At 43.8% G+C, this 23,077-nt stretch carries 24 protein-coding genes; 13 read left to right on the top strand and 11 right to left on the bottom strand.

Annotation, left to right across the window (positions count from 1 at the left end):
* Positions 1-10 precede the first annotated feature (10 nt).
* Positions 11-715, top strand: a complete 705-nt coding sequence (locus tag VC82_RS10130) for an energy transducer TonB (RefSeq protein WP_045802272.1) — start codon at positions 11-13, stop codon at positions 713-715.
* 95 nt (positions 716-810) lie between these two features.
* On the opposite strand, the gene VC82_RS10125 is transcribed toward VC82_RS10130, so the two are convergent.
* The 6 genes from VC82_RS10125 to VC82_RS10100 all read right to left on the bottom strand — a co-directional run bounded on the left by VC82_RS10125 (position 811) and on the right by VC82_RS10100 (position 6,576).
* Positions 811-3,213: a sodium-translocating pyrophosphatase gene (locus VC82_RS10125; RefSeq protein WP_045802271.1), complete on the bottom strand. Its 2,403-nt coding sequence runs from the start codon at positions 3,211-3,213 to the stop codon at positions 811-813.
* A gap of 109 nt (positions 3,214-3,322) precedes the next feature.
* Complete coding sequence (locus tag VC82_RS10120) at positions 3,323-3,850, bottom strand: inorganic diphosphatase (RefSeq protein ID WP_045802270.1); 528 nt, start codon at positions 3,848-3,850, stop codon at positions 3,323-3,325.
* A 90-nt stretch (positions 3,851-3,940) separates the two neighbouring features.
* The gene (locus tag VC82_RS10115) at positions 3,941-4,321 is read right to left on the bottom strand and encodes a hypothetical protein (protein ID WP_045802269.1); all 381 of its coding nucleotides are present in this window, start codon (positions 4,319-4,321) and stop codon (positions 3,941-3,943) included.
* Positions 4,302-4,865 carry a type II toxin-antitoxin system VapC family toxin gene (locus VC82_RS10110; protein WP_045802268.1) on the bottom strand — a complete coding sequence of 188 codons (564 nt, stop codon included), beginning with the start codon at positions 4,863-4,865 and terminating at the stop codon, positions 4,302-4,304. The genes VC82_RS10115 and VC82_RS10110 overlap by 20 nt, the downstream gene beginning before the upstream one ends.
* Position 4,866: 1 nt before the next feature.
* On the bottom strand, positions 4,867-5,640 hold the full coding sequence (locus VC82_RS10105) for a hypothetical protein (RefSeq protein ID WP_045802267.1): 774 nt from the start codon (positions 5,638-5,640) through the stop codon (positions 4,867-4,869).
* 3 nt (positions 5,641-5,643) lie between these two features.
* The gene (locus VC82_RS10100) at positions 5,644-6,576 is read right to left on the bottom strand and encodes an IS1595 family transposase (RefSeq protein ID WP_045802266.1); all 933 of its coding nucleotides are present in this window, start codon (positions 6,574-6,576) and stop codon (positions 5,644-5,646) included.
* Positions 6,577-6,785: 209 nt separating this feature from the next.
* On the opposite strand from VC82_RS10100, the gene VC82_RS10090 reads away from it, so the two are divergent.
* Positions 6,786-7,130: a hypothetical protein gene (locus VC82_RS10090; RefSeq protein WP_157518051.1), complete on the top strand. Its 345-nt coding sequence runs from the start codon at positions 6,786-6,788 to the stop codon at positions 7,128-7,130.
* Between the two features lie 99 nt (positions 7,131-7,229).
* On the opposite strand, the gene VC82_RS10085 is transcribed toward VC82_RS10090, so the two are convergent.
* Positions 7,230-9,722, bottom strand: coding sequence for a DUF5686 family protein (locus VC82_RS10085; protein ID WP_045802263.1), 2,493 nt, complete (start codon positions 9,720-9,722; stop codon positions 7,230-7,232).
* 156 nt (positions 9,723-9,878) lie between these two features.
* The gene (locus tag VC82_RS10080; protein ID WP_045802262.1) at positions 9,879-10,859 is read right to left on the bottom strand and encodes a pyruvate dehydrogenase complex E1 component subunit beta; all 981 of its coding nucleotides are present in this window, start codon (positions 10,857-10,859) and stop codon (positions 9,879-9,881) included.
* Between the two features lie 260 nt (positions 10,860-11,119).
* Here VC82_RS10080 and VC82_RS10075 point away from each other — a divergent pair, with 260 nt between their 5' ends.
* The 9 genes from VC82_RS10075 (at position 11,120) to VC82_RS10035 (ending at position 19,566) form a co-directional block, all read left to right on the top strand.
* Positions 11,120-11,866 (top strand): electron transfer flavoprotein subunit beta/FixA family protein, encoded by a 747-nt coding sequence (locus tag VC82_RS10075; protein WP_045802261.1) that lies wholly within the window; start codon positions 11,120-11,122, stop codon positions 11,864-11,866.
* Positions 11,867-11,946: 80 nt separating this feature from the next.
* Positions 11,947-12,915, top strand: a complete 969-nt coding sequence (locus VC82_RS10070; RefSeq protein ID WP_045802260.1) for an electron transfer flavoprotein subunit alpha/FixB family protein — start codon at positions 11,947-11,949, stop codon at positions 12,913-12,915.
* 88 nt (positions 12,916-13,003) lie between these two features.
* Positions 13,004-13,633: a bifunctional nuclease family protein gene (locus tag VC82_RS10065; protein ID WP_045802259.1), complete on the top strand. Its 630-nt coding sequence runs from the start codon at positions 13,004-13,006 to the stop codon at positions 13,631-13,633.
* Positions 13,634-13,644: 11 nt separating this feature from the next.
* Entirely contained in the window at positions 13,645-15,105 is a 1,461-nt protein-coding gene (locus VC82_RS10060; protein WP_045802258.1) for a NupC/NupG family nucleoside CNT transporter, read from the top strand.
* Between the two features lie 157 nt (positions 15,106-15,262).
* Complete coding sequence (locus tag VC82_RS10055; RefSeq protein ID WP_045802257.1) at positions 15,263-16,087, top strand: thymidylate synthase; 825 nt, start codon at positions 15,263-15,265, stop codon at positions 16,085-16,087.
* Positions 16,088-16,096: 9 nt separating this feature from the next.
* Entirely contained in the window at positions 16,097-16,909 is an 813-nt protein-coding gene (locus VC82_RS15275) for an energy transducer TonB (RefSeq protein ID WP_245615883.1), read from the top strand.
* A 101-nt stretch (positions 16,910-17,010) separates the two neighbouring features.
* Positions 17,011-18,171, top strand: coding sequence for an ergothioneine biosynthesis protein EgtB (gene egtB / locus VC82_RS10045; RefSeq protein ID WP_045802256.1), 1,161 nt, complete (start codon positions 17,011-17,013; stop codon positions 18,169-18,171).
* A gap of 97 nt (positions 18,172-18,268) precedes the next feature.
* The gene (locus VC82_RS10040; protein ID WP_417935059.1) at positions 18,269-19,288 is read left to right on the top strand and encodes an L-histidine N(alpha)-methyltransferase; all 1,020 of its coding nucleotides are present in this window, start codon (positions 18,269-18,271) and stop codon (positions 19,286-19,288) included.
* Positions 19,285-19,566 (top strand): DUF427 domain-containing protein, encoded by a 282-nt coding sequence (locus VC82_RS10035; protein ID WP_045802255.1) that lies wholly within the window; start codon positions 19,285-19,287, stop codon positions 19,564-19,566. Before VC82_RS10040 ends, VC82_RS10035 begins: the two co-directional genes overlap by 4 nt.
* Positions 19,567-19,774: 208 nt before the next feature.
* Here the strand turns inward: VC82_RS10035 and VC82_RS10030 are convergent, their stop codons facing one another.
* Together VC82_RS10030 and VC82_RS10025 are read right to left on the bottom strand one after the other, a co-directional pair.
* Positions 19,775-20,071 carry an isoamylase early set domain-containing protein gene (locus VC82_RS10030; protein WP_045802254.1) on the bottom strand — a complete coding sequence of 99 codons (297 nt, stop codon included), beginning with the start codon at positions 20,069-20,071 and terminating at the stop codon, positions 19,775-19,777.
* Between the two features lie 190 nt (positions 20,072-20,261).
* On the bottom strand, positions 20,262-21,398 hold the full coding sequence (locus VC82_RS10025) for an aminotransferase class V-fold PLP-dependent enzyme (RefSeq protein ID WP_245615882.1): 1,137 nt from the start codon (positions 21,396-21,398) through the stop codon (positions 20,262-20,264).
* 2 nt (positions 21,399-21,400) lie between these two features.
* On the opposite strand from VC82_RS10025, the gene VC82_RS10020 reads away from it, so the two are divergent.
* Both VC82_RS10020 and VC82_RS10015 read left to right on the top strand, forming a co-directional pair.
* Positions 21,401-21,790: a 2TM domain-containing protein gene (locus tag VC82_RS10020; RefSeq protein ID WP_045802253.1), complete on the top strand. Its 390-nt coding sequence runs from the start codon at positions 21,401-21,403 to the stop codon at positions 21,788-21,790.
* Entirely contained in the window at positions 21,787-22,281 is a 495-nt protein-coding gene (locus tag VC82_RS10015; RefSeq protein ID WP_045802252.1) for a dihydrofolate reductase, read from the top strand. The genes VC82_RS10020 and VC82_RS10015 overlap by 4 nt, the downstream gene beginning before the upstream one ends.
* Here the strand turns inward: VC82_RS10015 and murI are convergent.
* The gene (gene murI / locus VC82_RS10010; RefSeq protein WP_045802251.1) at positions 22,278-23,060 is read right to left on the bottom strand and encodes a glutamate racemase; all 783 of its coding nucleotides are present in this window, start codon (positions 23,058-23,060) and stop codon (positions 22,278-22,280) included. The genes VC82_RS10015 and murI overlap by 4 nt on opposite strands.
* Positions 23,061-23,077 lie beyond the last annotated feature (17 nt).

Here is a 23,077-nt window from a genome sequence, read left to right as displayed (position 1 = left end):
AACAAAAAAGATGGAACCAAAGAAAAACCCGCAATTTGAAGTAAAACGAAACACCGACCTCTATTTTGTGATAGGCCTGGCCACGGTACTGTTATTGACCTACGTGGTATTGGAGTGGAAAACTTTTTATGAAACCGATATCGACATTGCCAAACACCATGTACCCCAAGAACTTATTGAAGAGGTGCCCATAACCGTGCAAAAGCTGCCCGATCCCCCCAAACCCAAAATTCAGGCGCCACCTGTAATAGAAATCGCACCTGATGATGACGATATTATTGAGTCGGTCATTGAATCGAATGAGCCCGACCAGAACACAGAAATTGTGAATTATACCGATATTGATGTTGCTGAAATTGACGAACCTGAAGAAATTCCCTTTTCAGTGATTGAAGAAGTGCCTGTTTTCCCAGGCTGTGAGAATGAAGAAGATAAGCGGGCCTGTTTTCAAGAGATGATGCAAAAGCATATCAGAAAAAACTTTCGCTACCCCAAGGTGGCACAGGAAATGGGCTTACAAGGTCGTGTCAATATCGTCTTCACCATTCAAAAAGATGGCAGCATCGACAATATCAAAATGCGAGGACCCCATGAGGCATTGGAAGGAGAAGCCGCAAGGATCATTTCAAAACTGCCTAAAATGACCCCTGGCAAGCAACGTGGAACCCCTGTAAAAGTACCGTTTGCGATACCCATTACGTTTAAGTTACAATAACGCTACACATGGATTCCTGTTTACGCGGGAATGACAATAATCAAAAGCCATCCGCCTTAGGCGGATGGCTTTTGATTCATGCAAGAACCGAAGGGTTATTCTATGTCAATGGCATTGTTGTACTCTTCAACAGCCTTTTTGACCTCTTCCTTTGTGGCTCCGGTAAATTCACGTACCTCTTCTTTCTTTTCTCCGTTCTCTTCGTAGACCTGCGTTACCACAGCCTTGAACGAACCGTCTTCGGTATTGCTCATTACCACTTTTACCTTCTTCTCTACTTGTTTGGTCGCTTTCATCCCATCGGTAGCAATGGTTATTTCAGTACCGTTTTCTTTCAACATGCTCACCTCATCTGCTGGTGTTAGGCTTACCAAACTGGGCGCAATGACCAAGGCCACAACAGACATCAACTTCAACAAGATGTTCAACGAGGGGCCCGAGGTATCTTTAAAGGGATCACCGACAGTATCACCCACTACGGCAGCCTTATGGGCATCAGAACCTTTACGGCCCTCGCTTTCGATGGTCTTCTTGGCATTATCCCAAGCACCGCCGGCGTTCGATTGAAAAATCGCCATCAACACCCCGGCTGTGGTAACGCCTGCAAGCAAGCCTCCCAACATATCGGCACCGCCCAAAAAACCTACGGCCACAGGCACTGCAATTGCCAACAAACCGGGCAACACCATCTCTTTGATGGAGGCGGTTGTAGAAATGGCCACACATTTTTCATATTCGGCCACACCATCGGCGGCGTCAAAAATCTTTCTATCTGCTTCCGTTGCCTTTGAAAGGTCTGAATCATACTTGCGCATAATTTCCAAAGCGGCCTTCAATTCGGGAATATCCTTGAACTGACGACGAACCTCTTCGATCATTGCCATGGCCGCTCGGCCCACGGCATTCATCGAAAGTGCCGAGAATACAAATGGCAGCATGCCTCCTACTAGAAGTCCCGCCATAATTTTGGGCTGCGATACGTCAATCGACTGTACGCCCGCTGTCTTCATAAATGCCGCAAAGAGCGCCAAAGCCGTTAAAGCGGCTGAAGCAATCGCAAAACCTTTACCAATGGCCGCGGTAGTGTTGCCTACGGCATCCAACTTATCGGTACGCTCACGAACCTCGCTCGGCAGCTCGGCCATCTCTGCAATACCTCCGGCGTTATCAGAAATAGGTCCATATGCATCTACGGCCAACTGGATTCCCGTGTTGGCAAGCATACCAACAGCGGCAATGGCAATACCATACAGCCCGGCAAAGTGGTGCGATACCAAAATGGCTATGGCGATCAACACGATTGGAATGGCAGTAGACATCATACCAACACCCAAACCGGCAATAATATTGGTTGCCGATCCGGTTTCTGATTGACGCACAATTGAGTTTACAGGTTTGGTACCAGTGCCAGTGTAATATTCGGTTACCTTACCAACGGCCAAACCAGCTACAAGACCAGCAATAGTTGCCCAGAAAACACCCATCGATGAATATTCTTTACCGCCATCCGTCCATGTTTCGGGCAGCATCATGGTAATCAAAAAATAAGAAGCTATCAGCATTAAAAATGCAGAACCAAATTCGCCAATGTTCAAGGCTGTTTGCGGATTGCCCCCATCCTTGACACGCACAAAAAACGTTCCTATGATCGACATAACGATCCCTGCACCGGCCAATGCCAAGGGCAGATACACGGCTCCCAGACCATCAAAAGCATCCGTAAAGGCAGGATTGGTCGCAAAAATAGCACCCAATACCATGGTACCGATAATGGAACCGACATACGACTCAAAAAGGTCAGCGCCCATACCGGCCACATCACCCACGTTGTCACCTACGTTATCTGCAATGGTTGCAGGGTTCAACGGGTGATCCTCAGGAATGCCCGCTTCTACCTTACCCACAAGATCGGCGCCCACATCAGCGGCCTTAGTATAAATACCGCCACCTACACGGGCGAACAGTGCTATCGAAGAGGCCCCCAGTGAGAAACCTGAAAGTACGTTCAACACTTCGTTGATGCCCCAGCCTTGGCCGCTGTAAATCATGAACAGCCCACTCAAACCGAGCACCCCTAGGCCTACCACGCCAAGTCCCATTACAGAACCGCCGGCAAATGCAACTTCAAGCGCCTTGCCCAACGATGTTCTGGCCGCATTGGTGGTACGTACATTGGCCTTGGTGGCAACCTTCATACCTATGAAACCTGCCAATGCAGAACAAATGGCCCCCACGATGAACGAAATGGCCACCATCCAGTTTGAGCCTTCTTCATTGCTGCCCTTAAATGCCAGCAAAGCGGCCACGGCCACTACGAATACGGCCAATATCTTATATTCTGCCTTAAGAAAAGACATGGCGCCATCAGCGATGTTCTTGGCGATACGTGCCATTTTTTCGTCTCCGACGGCCTGTTTCGAGACCCAGGCGTTCTTTACAAAAACGTACAGTAGTCCCAAAAGACCAAATCCCCATAAATAAGGTACTATTGATTCCATAAATAAAGTTTTAAGGTTTTTAAAGTGCTGGCAAAAGTAGTAAAACCAACCCTATAAAAAAAGCCCTCTTTTAAGTTGGAAAAGGGCTCTAGTAATTGGCTATTATTCTTTAAATCATAAAGGTACGCTTGGTCTTGTGGTCGCTGTTCTCATAGCGCTCCACACATTTGCGATAGATTTCCTTGGCCTTCTCGGCACCGCTCCACCCACCGGTATCAACCTTTTTCTTCTCTAAGTCTTTATATACCTGAAAAAAGTGTTCGATTTCTTTGAGCCTATGGGGGTTCAAATCACTGATATCGTTGTTCTTGCTCCAAATAGGGTCGTTGACCGGCACACAGATTATTTTTTCATCGGGCCCTTTTTCATCAGTCATGTGGAAAACACCAATGGGCTTAACCTCCATTACCACCATAGGAAAGGTAGGTTCTGTACCGAGTACCAGTACATCGAGCGGGTCTTGGTCCAAGGCCAAGGTCTCTGGCACAAACCCATAATCGCCCGGGTACATCATGGATGAGAACAATGTTCGGTCGAATCGTATCTTATGCAGCGTAAAGTCGTATTCATATTTGTTTCGGCTTCCCTTCGGAATTTCGATCAACACATCAAAGGTCACTTCTTCTGTCTTGGTCATTTTTTAAATTTTAAGGTGCTAAAGTACTTTACTTCCATCACTTAGAAATTAAATTAAGGCAATGATATACTTGTGTGACCCAATGTGAAATCAAGGAAGAGGTTTGTCGTAAATTACATAGTCATATATTTGCTCTCTTATGATTTTTAATTGAGCATCTTCAATGTTCACAAACTCGTCAATAAAGACTTCTTTGCTTTTAGGGTAATTAACCTTAACTTCTTGATTGGGGGAAAGCACCTTTGATAAATAAGAAAATATTTCGATGTAGTGTTTTTGAACTTCTTTAGGAAGTGATTTCACCTCTTCTTTTCGAATCACACCAAACTCGTTAAAATCAAATAGAATTTTAGGATGTTTATTGTTTTTCACAACTTTTTCCAAAGTATTTAAGAAGCCCTTAGACTTATCTTCAATTCTAACGTCCTCTTTTGGTCTTAGAGGGTCTTTTTTATTCTTCTTCGCTTTCATAAGGTGCAGTTTCTGGATAAAGTGGACTATCTCCAAATAGTGTTACTTGGCTATTGGGATTTTCTTCGACTTTGTCAGGAATTTCAGGTATGTTGTTCACATCTATCAAATCACCCACAAATTTTTTGATGTGAGGGTCTTCACTGTAAATGCATTCGCAATTACGAGTGATTGCTACGGCAGCAATTTGAAAATCAAATTTCATTCTCTCTCTTGTTATCCCGTTTTCCTCACGATACTTCTTTAGTTCTTCATCGTCTTTTTTTGAGTGCCATATTTTAGCACACTCAATTGCTGCTATTTCATCTACGGGTATTACCCGAAAACGCTTATGTATAACTTCTAAGAAGGCATTGTAGTCACTTGGATCGACTGGGGCTAAAAGTTCTGATATAATCGGCACGGGTATATAAACCAAGATTTTTTCTTCTTCTAAGAAATCCAAAAATCTACCCGCCAATTCTACTTTGTCTTCTTGACCTACTGAATATTGTTTCTTAATGCCCCAAATCAATATGTGTGTGTCAAGGCAAACTATTTTCATACTAATCTTGGTATCTCAAATTGTTTAAATAATCATCGGGAGAAGAAATTTTCTTCCAATATTTGCCTATGACATTTCCAAGTTCTTCAATTGATTTTTTTAAGGGCAAATCCTCTATCAGAACATAGTCTAGTGCTTTAAATTCCTCAATGGCATAGTCATCTATTCTCCACTTGGCAAAACCTTTCAACGCAACTGATTCGTATAGCCTAGTTGCAAGTATTTTTGCCATTTCAGATGGTACGTCAGAATAGACAACTTGATTATCATCTAACTTAACTCTAATTCTCGGTTTAGACCCACCAACCCTTTCAAGAATGCCATATATTGTTGTCTCACCTTTATAGTAAAAGGTTTCGTCTATTTTGATTTCCCAATCAGGGTTTATTTCGACAGATTGAATATTGCTCGATCCGTTCAGCACTGCTTTACAGTTTCTCCTATAAGTAAATTTCCATATTGAATTGAGGCTTTCAACAGTCTTGTAAGGCAAAGTGTTTGTTTTTCTCTCCTTTATGGCTGTATTGATTCTGTCTGCGGCAGCAAGGGTAACCTCTTCATGGGTAGGGCTAAGAAAGTATTCAGCACTGCCCTCTTTGACACTTATAAGACTTACAAAAACAGGGGCATCTTTTAATTCAGGGTTATCTTTGAGTATTGTATGAATTAGAGCCGATTCATAAGAGGATAGAACATCGGCTAATTCATTTGAACTTATTGTGCCAAGACTAATTCCCTGTCCTTCAAATTTTATTTTGAGATTTTGACTTGGCATGATTTACTTGGTTAGGCTTTTGTAAGTCAATCTTTGATTAGCATTTGCCAAACATACATCAAATTTTGAACCATCGGTCATTTTCCTGTTATTGTACCTGAAAGTGTATTCATTGACATATCTTGATAAATGTTTGTCGCTTACATGATGGTAAATACCATCAATCCCTCTTTTCATCAACGACCAAAAATTCTCAATGTTGTTCGTATGGACAGAACCGTCAACATACTGGTTTGCGGAGTGTTTGATAAATGAATGGTCGTAGTTTTCACCTAATTTACGATAACTTTTCCATTCATCGGTATATACCTTTGAGCCTTTTTTGACCTTAGAACCAATAATCGGCAACAATGTATTTGCCTTTGTATCAGCAACGGGAATGGCATAGACCAAGCCGTCACGCTCCAAAATACCGAGTACAGGGGTCTTGACTTTTGGGCTTCTTCCCTGTGTGCCTTTGGTGCGCTTGTTCATGTGTTTGTTCTTTTCTTTTCCACCGACCCAAGTTTCGTCAATCTCTATATCCCTGTCAAAAACTTTCTTTTCAGGTTCAAATGATTCTCTTATCCTTTGTAGCATATACCAACTACTTTTTTGGGTTACTTTGATGTCCTTTGCAAGTTGGTGTGAAGAAATACCTTTTTTGTGTGCCGCTACTAGATAGATTGCGACAAACCACTTTCTTAGACTGATTTTGCTATCCTCGAAGATTGTACCGACACGGACACTAAATTGCTTTCTGCATTTTGAGCATTTCCAGTTCTTTCTGCCAGTTCTTAGGCGATAAGCTTTGTCATTGGCGCAATAAGGGCATTCAACGCCACCGTTCCAACGGACTTTAGCCAAGTACTCAATACATTTTTCCTCTGTACTGAAATAATCCAATAACTCGAAAAGACTATCGAAATCCCTAATATTTTTTGACTTTGCACACATAATAGCTTGCTTATAAACACATACTCAATATACAACATTTTGGATCAAAATGCAAATATTACGACATTTATTTGTATATTTAAGCATGAAATATTACGTGATACTCGAAAACTCGAAAGTCAGGGGCATATTTGGAAGCCTAAAAAGGGCCTGTGACACAATGAAGGGTAAAAAATTCCCTAGTTACTGGACTTTGGTAAGGAAGGATTTTGATAGATTTGATTACGGGAATTACTCCCTTCAGGTTGTCAGAAGTGAAAAAAGAATTTGAAATGGCATTTGTTGAATTTCAAGAAGACTTTAGGGTTGAAACAATCGTAAATGGAGTTAGTGACGAGGTAGGGGATAAACTATATGAATTTCGTATCATTTCCCATAAGCCTTTTGATGAGGTCAAGAAGATTTGCATGGAGCAATTTCAAGTGAGCTTTGAAAAAGGAAATAAGCCTCATTTGTTTTCACCTGAACTAATTGAGTTTAAAAAAACAACTGATTTAGGGTTTGGGATTGGAGAAATGTATCGATATAAGTTTAAGAAACCAAAAAACTCTTAATGTGGGTTACATAAATATATCATTACCTAAATTAATTTAAATTCAATCCTTTAAAGGTTAAAGTGGCAACCTGTCTTTTGGTGAATGACAAAAATTATCTTAAAAACTGAATCCGAACGATCCGGTAACACCGAAGGCCCTTGCGTTCGGATTATCCAAATAATTGCCACGAAAGTTGAAATCGATTCGGAAAATTCTAAAAATATTGCCTACACCCAGCGAATACTCCCAATAAATCCGATCTTCAGGAGCCGCCAAGGGAATATTGGTCGGCGAGCTCAAGGCGATATTTTCATCTGAAAGCGACCCCCATGCGCCCCTTAGCCCCACAATTTCACGTAGGTTCAGCTTTCGCAACCAAGGGATTCGCGAAAATATACGGCCATTGAAATTGTGTTCTAGGTGTACCGTGGCGTAGGTGTCGGTGACGAACTCGTAGAAATCAAGGTTCGGAAAGGTATTGTAAAGGGAAAAGACCGTTTGGTTGCCCGGTATTACGCTCAACAGGCCCAAGGGTACGGGACCGAATGTCTTGCCCACTTCAACCGTGCTCAACAACCGCCCGAAACCGCCTATCTGCCAAGGTTGGGTATATGAAAACTGTAACCGCTCGTATTCAAAATCACTCTCTAAAAATCCGTCCAGTCCTTTGGTGTAGTTCAACACCAATGTACTGTAGTCTTCATTCACATCGCGCCGTTCCACCCCATAACCGATTGTTCGTTTGCCGGGGGTGTAAACGAGGGTGGTGTTGATGTCGAACTGTTTGATTTCAGAGGAAATACCCGTTGGGGAGGTAGGGTCAACATATTCTAAACTGAAGGCTTCTGGCAGGGCAGAGCTTAAGGTTCTAAATGACCCTCCAATCCTAAACCGAAAATTGGGCAGCGGTTCCATCTCAACATTTAGCGTCGAGAGGTTGATATTGCTCAAGCGGTTGTTGGCACCAACTGACACCAACGATGAAGAGGCAATGCTGCGGCCCAACACATCATTGGTCGCGGTAAGGCTGAGGCCCAATTGCTCAATATCCCTGCGGTTACCGCCAGAAATGATCAAACGACTTTTTCTGTCGATCAAAAACTTGGCCGAGAAACCATGCTTGAACTTTTTGTCGTCAAAACCATAGGCCATATACCCCTCTAAGCGCCAGGGATCGTTCTGCCCAAAATAGGTTCTGGCACCACCACGAACCCGAATGCCTTCGGCATCGTTGATTCCAAAAGTGCTGTAAACATCACCAATGTCGATGTTCCACTTGTCGATTTCGATGTAACCCGAACCCAGTACGCTCACTATATTGTAATAGGTATTGAACTTGGGCACCGTTTTCAGGGTATCGAGCAGCTTGAAAATACCTTCTTCATCTTTATTAAGGCTCTCGAGACGGGCGTTTTGCCAAAAAACACTGTCGCGTTCAAAGACACGGGGGTCATACGGATCAGACCCTGACTCATAGAATTTCTTGGGTTTTTCCAAATCAAATTGGTAATTATCATATACGGTGGTGCGCTTGCCGTATACCCCGCGGGATTTTTCCTTTTTTGAAAAAGCAAAATCGCTGAGCATATAATCCCTCTTCAAAAGAAAGACCGAATCGTTGACCACTTCAAAATCCTGTTCAATGTAAATCTCCTTCACCCAATTGATATTTGCGCTTTTGGTGACCTCCAGATTTATTTTTTTGACCGCATAAGTGGTATCGTTCACCCAAAAATCGCCCTTGAACGTCAGCTCATTTTTTCTACGGGGGTAATAGATGATGTGATAGCACCATTTATCGTCTATAAACATGCTGTCTGACATCACATAATTGTAAACGTCAACACCGGTTTTTGAAAGCGGACTGGTAAAACTCTTATCGAAAAACTTTAAGTAGTTATCATAAATGTCATAGTCGGAGTACAAATCTTCGACAAAGGCCGTGATGGCCTGGTTGCCCGAAAAACCAGAACTTTTGTTACCCAGCACGTCTTCTTTTTCGATTCCGTACCGGTTATCGCCATATACTTTTGAAAAAACCTCGTTCAAGAACAGGGGCAGATATGTTTTACCTGTAATACGAGATGTATCGAGGTCTTTGAAAATGAACTCCAGTCCTTTGAAAACTTTGCTCTTTATGAGTGCGCTATCAATGGTGTTCAGGTCAAACTCGACCTTTTCATACTTATCGTACTGGTAGCTTTTAAACTTCCTAAGCCCATTTATACGCTTTTTTGCCCATATCTTTTTGAGGATCTCTACGGCAGGGTTGTTCTTTTTCGATTGTTTGCCCGTGTACACTATTACCTCTTGCAATTGTTCGGCGGCCTCGGAAAGCACAATTTCCAAATCATAGTTGACCTTCTGGGGCAGGGGTATTTCAGTGGTCTCATATCCTATATACGAAACAACCAGCGCATCGTAAGTGGCATCCGATTCAATGTAAAACCGCCCATTGTCGTTAGTAATGGTGCCCTCAGACGAATTTTTGAAAATGACATTGGCAAAAGCAATAGGCGAGCCAGATTCATCGACCACGACACCGCCCGCTTTGGTCTGGGCCAAGCACATTAGAGGGAAAAACATCAGAAGAACAAAGATTCTGGTCATGTTTTGATATGTAGTACCACTAAGAACGTTCGAAAACATCCGTTGGGTGTAAGGTCAGATTGGTTTCAGGGTATCTTCTTATCAAAAACTGTTCCTTTGAAATAAAAGCCTCGCCAACATTGGTCGGCGAGGCTAAGATACCTTACAAATCAATCGTCAGTCTTTATATAACACTTTCTTAACAGCCTTGATCACATCTTTGTAATTGGGCAACCACTCTTCCAACAAAACGGGTGAGTAGGGTGCAGGAGTGTCGGCCGTGTTCAGCTTTACAATGGGTGCATCCAAATAATCAAAAGCTTTGTCCTGTGCATGGTAGATTATCTCAGTGGCAACATTGCCAAAGGGCCAGGCCTCTTCCAAAATCACCATTCGGTTCGTTTTCTTTACCGAGTTCAGAATGGTTTCATGGTCCATTGGCCGCACTGTTCTTAGGTCAATGATCTCACAACTGATGTTCTCTTTCTCAAGCTCATCGGCCGCCTTGTAGGCTTCTTTTATGATTTTTCCGAAAGAAACTATGGTCACATCCGAGCCTTCCCGTTTGATATCAGCCACACCGAGCGGAATGGTATACTCCCCCTCGGGCACCTCGCCCTTATCGCCATACATTTGCTCAGACTCCATAAAAATGACCGGGTCGTTATCACGAATGGCCGATTTCAACAAGCCTTTGGCATCAGCGGGGTTCGAGGGCACCACCACCTTTAGCCCCGGACAGTTGGCATACCAGCTTTCAAATGCTTGTGAGTGGGTCGCGGCCAATTGCCCTGCCGATGCAGTAGGTCCACGAAAAACAATTGGTATATCGAATTGACCACCTGACATTTGACGAATCTTTGCGGCATTGTTTATGATCTGGTCGATGCCCACCAACGAAAAATTAAAGGTCATAAACTCTATTATCGGCCGGTTGCCGTTCATAGCCGACCCTACGCCGACACCGGCAAAACCAAGTTCAGAAATCGGGGTGTCGATCACCCTCTCTGGCCCAAACTCATCCAACATCCCCTTTGAGGCCTTGTAAGCACCGTTGTATTCGGCCACTTCTTCGCCCATAAGATAAATGGATTCATCCCTGCGCATCTCTTCTGACATGGCCTCTGCGATGGCCTCCCTAAACTGTAGTGTTTTCATATACTTTTTTCGGAATGGAGTTTCTTAAAAAATGCAAGCAAAAATAGGAAATTATCTAGGAAAGGGCAGGAAGCATCTTTTAAAAAAAGAACAAATTTTTATTATGCGTGCATAGTAAATTAAGGATTTTATGGCTATATTTGGCTGCAAAAATTATCTTGGGGCGATACCCCTTGGATGAGCAAAAGAAACACACTAAAAATTTCGAAGCAAGCTCCGGAATATTTCAAATATCGATTATCGATTAAATTTTTAGCACTATGAAGATATTGGTCTGCATCAGCAATGTACCCGATACCACCTCAAAAATCAATTTTACCGACGATGACACCAAATTTGACACAACCGGTGTTCAGTTCGTTATCAACCCAAATGATGAGTTTGGCCTTACCAGGGCCATGTGGTTCAAAGAAAAACAAGGTGCAACGGTTCATGTTGCCACTGTTGGCGGTCCCTCGGTAGAGCCGACCATTCGCAAGGCACTCGCCATTGGGGCAGATGAGGCCATCCGTATCAATGCCGAGCCTACAGATGGTTATTTTGTGGCACGTCAGTTGGCCGAGGTGGTCAAAAATAGCGGATATGACCTGATCATCGCCGGACGCGAATCCATTGACTATAACGGTGGCATGGTACCGGGCATTATGGCCAGCCTGCTTGACATGAACTTCGTAAACACCTGTATTGGCCTAGAAATCGTGGGCAACCAAGCCACGGCCATTCGAGAGATTGACGGGGGAAAAGAGACATTACAGGCCTCTTTGCCACTGGTTATTGGGGGCCAAAAAGGGCTCGTTGAAGAAAGTGATCTTCGTATACCCAATATGAGGGGCATTATGATGGCCCGCCAAAAAAAGCTGAACGTGGTCGAACCAGTTGATGCACCTTCTTTGACCATCGACAAGAAGTTTGAAAAACCAGCCCCAAAAGGACCTGTTAAACTGGTAGACCCTGATAATGTGGGCGAGTTGGTAACTCTTTTGCATAACGAAGCTAAAGTCATATAAATTCGAAATATCAAATTCCAAATCCCAAATATTTTTTTATTGGAGCATTGAATTTGGAGCTTAACTAGAAATTAGAAACCATGTCAGTACTCGTATATACAGAATCTTACAACGGAAAGTTCAAAAAGAATGCCTTTGAGGTCGCTTCTTATGCCCATGCGGTAGCGCAAAAAATGGGAAGTTCGGCCACGGCCATCTGTTTCAATGCAGAAGACCCCGCCTCTCTGGGCAATAATGGTGTCACAAAGGTTTTGAACGTTGAAAACGACAATTTAAAGACCTTCAACGCCAAGGCGTATGCCAACAGTATTGCCCAAGCGGCCAAAGCTGAGGGGGCAAAGGTAATCATCATCAGTTCCAGTGCCGATAGCAAATATTTGGGTGGTGTCTTGGCCGCAAAGCTGAATGCTGGCTATGTGCCCAATGTGGTGGCCGCACCCGAAAATACGGCACCTATCGTAGTGAAACGCACCGCTTTCAGCAACAAAGGATTTGCCCATACCGAAATCACCGCCGAAACGGCCATCATTGGGGTGTCGAACAATGCCTTCGGCATTATCGAGATCAAGGCTTCCGCTTCGGTTGAAAGCTTTGCCCCTACACTGGGCGATGCCGATTTTTCGGTCAAATCAATCGAAGTTGACAAAGTGGTAGGCAAGGTCACCATTGCCGATGCAGATATCGTAGTGTCTGGAGGCCGTGGACTAAAAGGGCCCGAAAATTGGGGCATGATAGAAGAATTGGCCGAAGTACTCGGTGCCGCCACCGCCTGCTCTAAACCTGTTTCAGACATGGGATGGAGGCCCCACAGTGAACATGTGGGCCAAACTGGTAAACCTGTTGCAAGCAACCTCTATATTGCCATTGGCATCTCTGGGGCCATTCAACATTTGGCCGGTGTCAACGCCTCAAAAACTAAAGTGGTCATCAACAACGACCCAGAGGCTCCGTTCTTTAAAGCGGCAGATTATGGTATCGTGGGCGATGCATTTGAAGTAGTGCCAAAACTCATCGAAAAATTAAAGGAATTTAAAGCCCAAAACGCTTAATTTTTGTTAATTTGTCCTTTCGAGGGGCTGCTCAGATAGTTGGCAAAGCCGCCTATTTGAGCAGTCTTTTTTGATTTGAGAGGGATATATGAGTTTAGTACGACTACAAATAAAGGGAATATCGTATAGCCAAACCCAAAATGGGGCCTATGCCCTAATTTTGAACGAGGTCGATGGCGACCGAAAGCTACCCATAGTAATCGGTGCTTTTGAAGCGCAATCAATAGCCATTGCACTTGAAAAGGAGATAAAACCACCTAGGCCGTTGACACACGACCTTTTCAAAAATTTTGCAGATCGTTTCGATATAGTGGTCAAGCAGGTCATCATCCACAAACTGGTCGATGGGGTATTCTATTCAAGCATCATTTGCGAGCGTGACAAAATTGAGGAAATCATCGATGCCCGTACAAGCGATGCCATTGCACTGGCCCTACGGTTTGACGCGCCTATTTTTACCTACAAAACGATATTGGACAAAGCTGGAATCTTTCTTAAGTTCTCATCCAAAGAAAAAGAAGAGGAAGAGAGTGATGACAGTATTGTGGTCGACGAAATCTTGCAAGAGGGGGAGACCGTTGAGATCGAATCGACCGGCACCGAAGGTTTTCGAGAAATGACCCTCGAGGAACTCCATAAAGAACTTGATAAGGCCGTAACCAACGAAGACTACGAAAAAGCGGCCAAATTACGCGACGAAATCTCAAAGAGAAAATAACCAAATACCCTATGGGAAAAAGATTGCTAGGTTTTACCGTATTGCTTTTACTGGTTTCCGTTCCACTTTTTTCCCAAGATACAATTCCACAAACCGCCTTAGACCCCATAGTGGATGCCACCACGATAAACGATGTGGCGCCGAAAGACCGAATTGTGCCCAACCAAGGCTTTTCGTTCAGTTCGCTGTGGCGCGGCATGCTCGGTATGTTAGTGCTTATCGCCATTAGCTACCTGTTCAGCTCAAACCGTCGTGCCATCAATTGGCGAACGGTGGGGCTGGGCCTTTCTGCCCAGTTTCTGTTGGCCATCGGCGTGTTGAAGATTCCTTTTATTCGCACCTTCTTCACCATTATGGGCAAAGCCTTCAACAAAGTGTTGACCTTCACCGAAGCGGGCACCAAGTTTTTGTTCAGCTCGTTCACCACCAATGAGATTGAAGAACCTTTGGTCACCTTTGCCATTATGATATTGCCGACCATTATCTTTTTCTCGGCCCTTACATCGGTCTTGTTTTATCTGGGCATAATCCAAAAGGTGGTCAAGGGCTTGGCATGGGCGCTCACCAAGTTGTTGAAGATTTCAGGGGCCGAAAGTCTCAGTGTCGCAGGCAATATTTTTCTGGGCCAGACCGAATCTCCCCTCATGATCAAGGCCTACCTTGAAAAAATGAACAAATCAGAAATTCTGCTTGTCATGATCGGCGGAATGGCCACCGTGGCGGGTGGTGTACTGGCCGCCTACATAGGGTTTTTAGGAGGAACCGATGAGGCCCTACGCCTCGAATTTGCCCGCCACCTATTGGCTGCATCGGTCATGGCAGCACCTGGTGCCGTGGTTATCTCAAAAATACTGCTGCCCCAAACGGAAGCCATTGATGAAAATGTTACCGTCTCCAAACAGAAAATCGGTTCCAATTTGCTCGATGCCATGGCCACGGGCACTACCGAGGGGCTAAAATTGGCAGCTAACGTTGCGGCCATGCTATTGGTCTTTGTGGCCTTTATAGCCATGATCAACTATGGGTTTCTGAAATTGGGCAGTATTGGCAACTTAAATGGATGGATAGCCACCAACACTCCCTATGCCGCCCTATCGTTGGAACTGATATTGGGCTACATTTTTGCGCCCCTTATGTGGCTAATAGGTGTTGCCAAAGAAGACATTACCCTAATGGGGCAATTATTGGGCATCAAATTGGCCGCCAGTGAATTTGTGGGCTACATACAATTGGCCGAACTCAAGAATGTAGACAGCGCCCTGCACTTTAAATACAACAAAAGCATCATCATGGCTACATACATGCTCTGCGGCTTCGCCAATTTTGCTTCTATCGGCATACAGATCGGGGGTATTGGCAGCTTGGCCCCGGGGCAACGGAAAAATCTTTCAAGATTTGGCATGAAAGCCCTTTTGGGCGGTACCATCGCCTCATTGTTGTCTGCTACCATAGCCGGAATGATTTTGGGATAACCCCCCAGCCTCCAAAGGGGGAGCTAAATTTTCGTTGATAATTATTTAATAACTGAAGTATGATCGTGACCTACTTAATAGGTTCATTTTATAATTTAGGGATTTTTAAAAACAAATAAAGTTCCCTCTCCTTTGGAGAGGGCGGAGGGAGAGGCCCATGAAACAATACCACGACTTATTAAGGCATATTCTACAGTACGGAACCCCAAAAAACGACCGTACCGGTACGGGAACAATCAGCGTTTTTGGCTACCAAATGCGCTTTGACCTTCAGAAAGGATTTCCTATGGTCACCACCAAAAAACTGCACTTAAAAAGCATTATCCATGAATTGCTTTGGTTCTTGAACGGCGACACCAATGTTAAATATCTGCAAGAGAACGGGGTACGTATCTGGAACGAATGGGCCGATGAAAATGGTAATCTCGGACCCGTTTACGGGCACCAATGGCGCAACTGGAACAGTGAGGAAATCGACCAGATAACCCAAATTATCGAAACCCTCAAGACCAATCCCGACAGCCGTCGTATGCTGGTCTCGGCATGGAACCCAAGCGTATTGCCCGATACCTCAAAGTCTTTTTCTGAAAATGTAGCCAATGGCAAGGCCGCACTGCCGCCCTGCCATGCCTTTTTTCAGTTCTATGTGGCCGATGACAGGCTAAGCTGCCAGCTCTACCAGCGCAGTGCCGATGTGTTTTTGGGCGTGCCTTTCAACATTGCCAGTTATGCCCTTTTGACCATGATGATGGCGCAGGTCTGCGGCTATCGACCCGGTGAATTTATACACACCTTTGGCGATGCCCACATTTATACCAACCATTTAGAACAGGTAGAACTACAGTTGAGCCGTGACCCACGGCCCCTGCCCACCATGGTGCTGAACCCCGAGGTCAAAAGTATTTTTGATTTCAAATTCGAGGACTTCACTTTGCTCAACTATGACCCGCACCCGCATATAAAGGCAGCCGTAGCTGTATAATCATCACCTATGCGATTGAAGTTTTGTCGATTATTCTTAGGGTTCAACATGCTTTCTTATGGTCAGGATAGCATTGAGTACTTTCCACAAGAACAATTGATGATTGAAAATTGTACAGATGCCGATAATGAAGCTCAATGCCTATATAAACATATGCAAAACAAAATACTATCCTTTTTAGAGGAAAATAAAAAAATCATCACCAAACACTCAAAAGACACCTTGGGTGTAATGGCGAACTTTGAAGTTGATGAAAATCTTCAAATAATTGAGGGAAAAAGCTGGTTTTCTATTAAAAACCGGAAACTTGATAAAAAATTGGGAAACGCAGTTGAACAAATTTTTCTTGATTTGCGTTTCACATCGGTTTCCAACAGAAAAAAGCCACCAATCGTATCAAGGCACATCTTGAATTTCATGTATTTGGTCAACCCAAGGGCAGAAAATGTGTTCACTCCTTTAGAAAGTGACAAAAAATATTCTGGTGGAACCATTGAGGAAATACCAAGATTTCCGGGCTGTGAAGGATTGAATGAACAAGAGGCCAGGAAATGTTTTCAGCAACAAATGCAAAATCATATCAAAAGACATTTTCGCTATCCGAAAGAGGCTGTTGAAAAGAAATTATCGGGCAAGGTTGCCATTATCTTTATCATAAATAAAGATGGGGAAGCTGAAAATATTAGAACTCGCGGGCCACATCCCATACTGGAGAAGGAGGCTGTAAGAATTATCAAACTCTTGCCCAAAATGGTTCCGGGTAAGCAAAATGGTGTGCCAGTCAAGGTGCCTTATTCAATTCCTATTACTTTTCATCTCTAAAGAATTTTTAGTAGGTTTTATTTTAGCAAAAGAAACGTTAACCCTATCGATTGCGTCAATGGGTATCGGACAATTTCTTTATTTTTAAGGAAAACCGTGCTATGATACTTACCGATTCGCTGCTCGATTTCTTCATTGAGACCCGCAAGCAATCTGAAACCATTTGCAAACCCCTAGAGATTGAAGACTATGTGGTACAGCCCATTGTGGATGTGAGCCCCCCGAAATGGCACCTCGGCCATACGACCTGGTTCTTCGAAGAATTTATCTTGAAACCCCATGCCGAGGGCTACAAAATCTTTCATGAAGACTTTTCATTCGTTTTCAACAGTTATTACGAAACAGTGGGCGAACGCGTGGTTCGCGCAAACAGAGGAAACTTGTCACGCCCGTCGGTCGAAAAGGTGTATGAGTACAGAAACTATGTCACAGAAAATATCAAAAAACTCTTTAGCGATGGGCAATCCAAAGAATTGAACGATTTGCTCGAAATTGGCATCCACCACGAAAAACAGCACCAAGAACTGCTCTTGACCGATATCAAGTATATTTTGGGAAACAATCCCTTGCTTCCGAAGTATTCTGACACTTTTGAAGACCATCCGTCAGAAACCCACGAACAGGAATGGATTTCTATGGATGAGGGCATCTACGAAATAGGACATGATTCTGAAGGCTTCTACTACGACAATGAGCTTGGGCGACACAAAGTCTATCTGCAACCCTATCAAATCTCAAACAAACTGGTCACCAATAAGGAATTTTTGAAATTCTTGGATGACGGAGGCTACCAACGCTTCGACCTCTGGCATGCCGAGGGATGGGACTGGGTGAACCAAAACAAAATTGCATGTCCGCTGTACTGGCACCTCATTGATGACGAATGGCATCACTATACCGCAAAAGGCCTGCAAAGAATACCAATGGAAGCCCCTGTGACCCACATTTCGTATTACGAAGCCTTTGCCTATGCCCAGTGGAAAGGGTTGCGGCTGCCCACAGAGTTCGAGTGGGAGGCGGCCCAACAGTTTTTCCCTTGGGGCAAGCGGTGGGAGTGGACAGAAAGTGCCTACCTGCCCTACCCCGGTTATCAAAAGGCCGATGGGGCGCTCGGTGAATACAACGGTAAATTCATGGTAAACCAAAAAGTGTTGCGCGGCGGTTCGGTGGCCACACCAGAAAAGCACACAAGGCACAGCTATCGAAATTTTTTCCATCCGCATTTGCGCTGGCAATTCACAGGATTAAGGTTAGTGAAATAGTTCATAAATTCTACAGATCGATGCACAAGAAGCCAAATCCTAAAGATCAAAAAATTCCGCGGGAGCACCGAATAAATTCAACCAGATACATGGTCCAATGCCAAAGTATGATTTCACTTATAAACCCGACAAAACACCCATGCAAGAAAAAACAGCTATTGTTTTGAACACCCCATTCGCACAAGATGTACGTAAGGGCTTGACCGATTACCCGAAGCATTTGTCATCAAAGTACTTCTATGATGAAGTAGGCGATAAACTGTTTCAAGACATTATGGCAATGCCCGAGTACTACCTCACCGATTGTGAGCTAACTATTTTTAAGACATACAAAGAAGACATTTCTGGGTTTTTTCAAGGGCAGGGCGATGCGTTCAGCATTTTTGAACTGGGAGCCGGAGACGGAAAGAAGACCAAAATATTGTTGAAGGAGTTGATAGTAAAAAATGTTGACTTTGACTATCGCCCGATCGACATAAGCCAAAACGCATTGCAACTGCTCAAGGCATCCATTGAAAGGGAAATTCCCGAGGTTGCTATCAAACCGCTACAGGGCACCTATTTCGATACACTGGCCGATATTGCGCGGCACAATGGCAAACGAAAGGTGATCCTATTCTTGGGGTCAAACATTGGCAACTTGCTGCACCCACAGGCCGTAGAATTTTTGAAGAACATCCGTACTATTTTAAACGAAGAAGATTTGGTCTTCATCGGTTTTGACCAAAAAAAACATCCGCAGAAAATACTGGACGCATACAATGATCAGGCAGGCATCACCGAAGCCTTCAACAAAAATGTGTTGGCACGTATCAACAAAGAGCTGGGTGGAAATTTTGACTTGGACAATTTCTTGCATTGGGAGGTCTATGATCCTGAGACCGGCACTGCCAAAAGCTATTTGGTGGCAAGAAAAGCACAACGTGTCTCTATCAAAACTCTTGACTTAACGGTCGACTTCAAGCAGTGGGAAACCATCCATACCGAAATCTCACAAAAATACGACGACGAAATCATTAAATGGCTGGCCGATAAAGCAGGACTGGAAATCACTGCACACTTCAGCGACCCAAAAGACCATTACAGAGATTACATCTTCAAAAGAAAAACGCCATGAAAGCAATTTGGAACGATAAGATATTGGCCGAAAGCAACAAAACGGTATTAGTGGAGAACAACCACTACTTTCCGCCCGAAAGTATTCAAAAAGAATACTTCAAGCCAAGCAACACCCATACGACCTGCCCGTGGAAAGGGGAAGCTTCTTACTATACCTTGCAGGTAGACAGAGAAGAGAACCGAGATGCAGCATGGTATTACCCAGAGCCCAGTGAGGCCGCAAAAAAAATAAAAGACCATGTGGCCTTTTGGAAAGGGGTCACAGTAGAGGAGTGATTTCTTAACTAAAAGAATTGAATATTCGTTACGTGATAATCGTTCTTTGACCGTCATTCCGAATTTATTTCGGAATCCCATTATACCAATAAATTAATGAGCACCTGAAACAAGTTCAGGTTGACGAAAGTCTGTTTATTAAAAATCCTGACATTAAAAAAAACGGCCCGCTTTGCGGGCCGCTCATTACTACATTTCTTTTAACCGATTACAGTTCAAGAACAGCGTTCTCGGCACCTGCATAGTCATTCCACTGATAACGATCGGCAGCCTCATCGTTCACGTAGTTGCCATCGATCAAATAGCGAAACTCATAAGTTTTCTCAACCGGTAGGTCAAACGTACCTTTGAAAGAACCGTTCTTCAGTTTTTTCAACATGCTGCCTTTGGGGTTCCAATTGTTGAAATCACCGACAACCGCTACTTTTTTTGCCTCCTCTGCAGGTACGGTAAAGGTTACCTTGCATACAGGCTTGCTCTTAAGGTATTGCTTTCTTATAGCCATGATAAAATAATTTTCAAGTTTAAAATTCGGTACAAAGCAATGCATAAAAGCATTAGCAGTCAATAGGTTAGGTTCGATTTGCCAAAAATTTAATAATAGATGGGCGCAGAGGTCGCTTCGGTAAAAAAAAGATATGATTTTGGGCTATTCATCAAACAAAAGCACTTTTTTAACAATCGTTAACAAAACGTTAACAATCGTTAACAATTCTCGCGAGTGCTTCCAGCTCTTGCAAGGTATTGTAAAAATGGAAACTTAGGCGAATACCATTGCCGCGGAGGGCACATACCACATTATGTCTTAGTAAATGATCATAAAGGGCCTTATCACCTTTAAGGTTGAAAATAGTACTGTGCTTTTTTCGTGTAACGACTTCAGTCTCCAATAAACCCATAGCATCAAAAAGATTTGTTGCCTCTGCGGAAAGCCTTTGATTATACCTGCCGATTTTATCCATTCCTATTTCCTCCAAGAATTTTAGGGAGTGGTTAAGGCTTCCGAAGTTCAATGAATCTAAATGCCCTGGCTCAAAATGCTTGGTAAAACGAAAACTGTTCTTTTTTTCGAAATCACCGCCGACCGAACCAAAACCTACCGATTTTGGCATGAACTGTTCCATTATTTCCTCCTTGAAGAGCATGAATCCGTTGCCGTAGCCGGCAACCAGCCATTTGTAACCACTTGCTCCCAAAACATCGATACCGGAAGTTGAAAAGTCAAATGGAAACATGCCACAGAACTGGGTGCCATCGGCCAAAACAATCAGGTCTTTATACTCTTTCTTTAAATCCCTGAGAAAATCAAGGTCGATGAAAACTCCGTTCACCCATTGCACCAGACTGAGAGCAAGAATGTCAATGTTCTTGTTTTTGACCGTTTCGTGGATTTCGGCTTCAAGATGGGTGGTGGTCTGCACATATTCAATATCAAAATCCCGTAACCCAAAGGGCCAGTTTACCGAGGGGTAGTCATTTTCAAGCAATAGCACCTTCGCTTTCTTCGGAAAAGCATCCAGCAACATGTTGAACCCGATACTGAAATTGGGCGTTAGGGCCACATTTTCAGTGCTGCAGCCCAAAAACCTGCCCAGATTTTTTCGTGTTTCTGAAATGATTTTAAGACCCTCAGGAAACAAATCGCTTGCTTTCATCAGCAAATCCAATTCATGTTCTTGCCGCCACTCGAACAACGAGTCGTACAAGGGTCCCGCCGCCGCCGTATTGGCATAGATGGTTTGCTGCACCGCGGGAAATTGCTTTCGTATTTGATCAAATACCACTACTGCAACGTTCGTTTTTCGGTTATCTTTGTCGTTAAAGATAGCCAAAGATGTTTTCCAAAAAGAAGCCTGAAACGGAAATCGATATCGAACAACATGAACTGCTCGAGAATGCACAACAGCGCATCACGCAGAAAAAACGCTTGTTCACACATTTCGTCATTTTTTTGATCGGAAGCGTTTTTTTGGTGCTCATCAACAAAATCTTGAAATACGGCGAGTCGTATGATTGGTTCATCTGGGCCATCACTGTTTGGGCTTTCTTGTTTGTGATACATGCGTTCAACGTATTTGTGACACAAAAATTCATGGGCAAGGAATGGGAGCGCCGCCAGCGCGAGAAATTGGTCGCCAGGCAAAAACAACGTATTGCCGAGCTACAAAAGGAAATCGAGACCGATTTTCCCATCTCCAACGTCAATAAAAAAAAAGAGCCTTGAGAAAATTAACGATAATTGCCGCCGCCGGGGAAAACAATGCCTTGGGCATCGACAACGACCTGCCCTGGCACTTGCCCGACGACTTCAAACGGTTCAAAAAACTGACCTCTGGCCATAAAATTATTATGGGAAGGAAAACCCTTGAAAGTTTTCCGAAACCTTTGCCCAACCGTGAGCACATCGTCATCACTAGCCAAAAAAACTATACACCAAAATTTGAATGTACCGTGGTGCATTCGCTGGAAGAGGCCATCGAATTGACCAAGGGCGATGCACAGGCCTTTATAATCGGTGGGGGAGAAATCTACAGACAGGCCATGGACCATGCCACGCATATCGAGCTTACCCGAATTCATGCCACATTTGAAGCCGACACTTTTTTTCCTGAGATAGATTTGGACGAATGGGCCCTCTTAAAAGAAGCGTACCACCCGAAAGATGACCGGCACAAGTATGATTTCACTTATCTGACCTATCAACGGAAGCGCTAGAAATCGAGGTGGGCAATGGTGACATCGGAGCCCTCCAAAAATCCACGGAGAACATCCAAACCTTTATTCGTATAGAACCGGTGTACAACGCCTCTATTCTGTGTGGCAGCCATTAGGTTTCCTTGGAGCAAAACAGCTTTGGTTTGCCGTGCAACGGCCTCACCCGAATCGATGATCTTGATGTGCGGGGGCAATATTTTTTTTAGGGAAGGAAGCAGATACGGATAGTGGGTACAGCCCAATACCAAACAATCGATTCCCTCGTCGACCATCGGATTTACATAACTGGCCAAGAGTTGTTCCGTTTCTTTAGATAATGTCTTTCCAGCCTCTATCAATTCGACCAACCCTGTACCTTCTTTCTCCAACACCTCTATGCCCGAGGCATGCAGTTTTGCCGTATTGTTGAACAGACTGCTCGCCAAGGTTCCTTTAGTGGCCAATACACCCACTTTTTTGGTTTTGGTCTGCAGAGCGGCAGGTTTAATGGCGGGTTCTATGCCGATAAATGGTACTTTATAGCTTTTGCGCAGATAATCTATGGCATTGGTTGTAGCCGTGTTACAGGCTACCACAATAAGTTTGCATCTATTTTCAAGCAACAGTTCCGTATTGTTTATACAGCGCTGAACAATGGCATCTTTGTCTTTTTCACCATAGGGCGCATGCTTGTTATCGGCTAGATACAGGGTGTGCTCGTTGGGCATCAATTGTACGATTTCTTTCCAAATGGAAGTGCCCCCTACCCCTGAATCAAAAATACCTATCGGTGAATCCATTTTTCCACTAAAAATAA

Origin of the sequence: Flagellimonas lutaonensis (assembly GCF_000963865.1) — a bacterium.
Taxonomy (GTDB): Bacteria; Bacteroidota; Bacteroidia; order Flavobacteriales; family Flavobacteriaceae; genus Flagellimonas_A; species Flagellimonas_A lutaonensis.
This window is presented reverse-complemented; position numbering and strand designations above follow the sequence as displayed.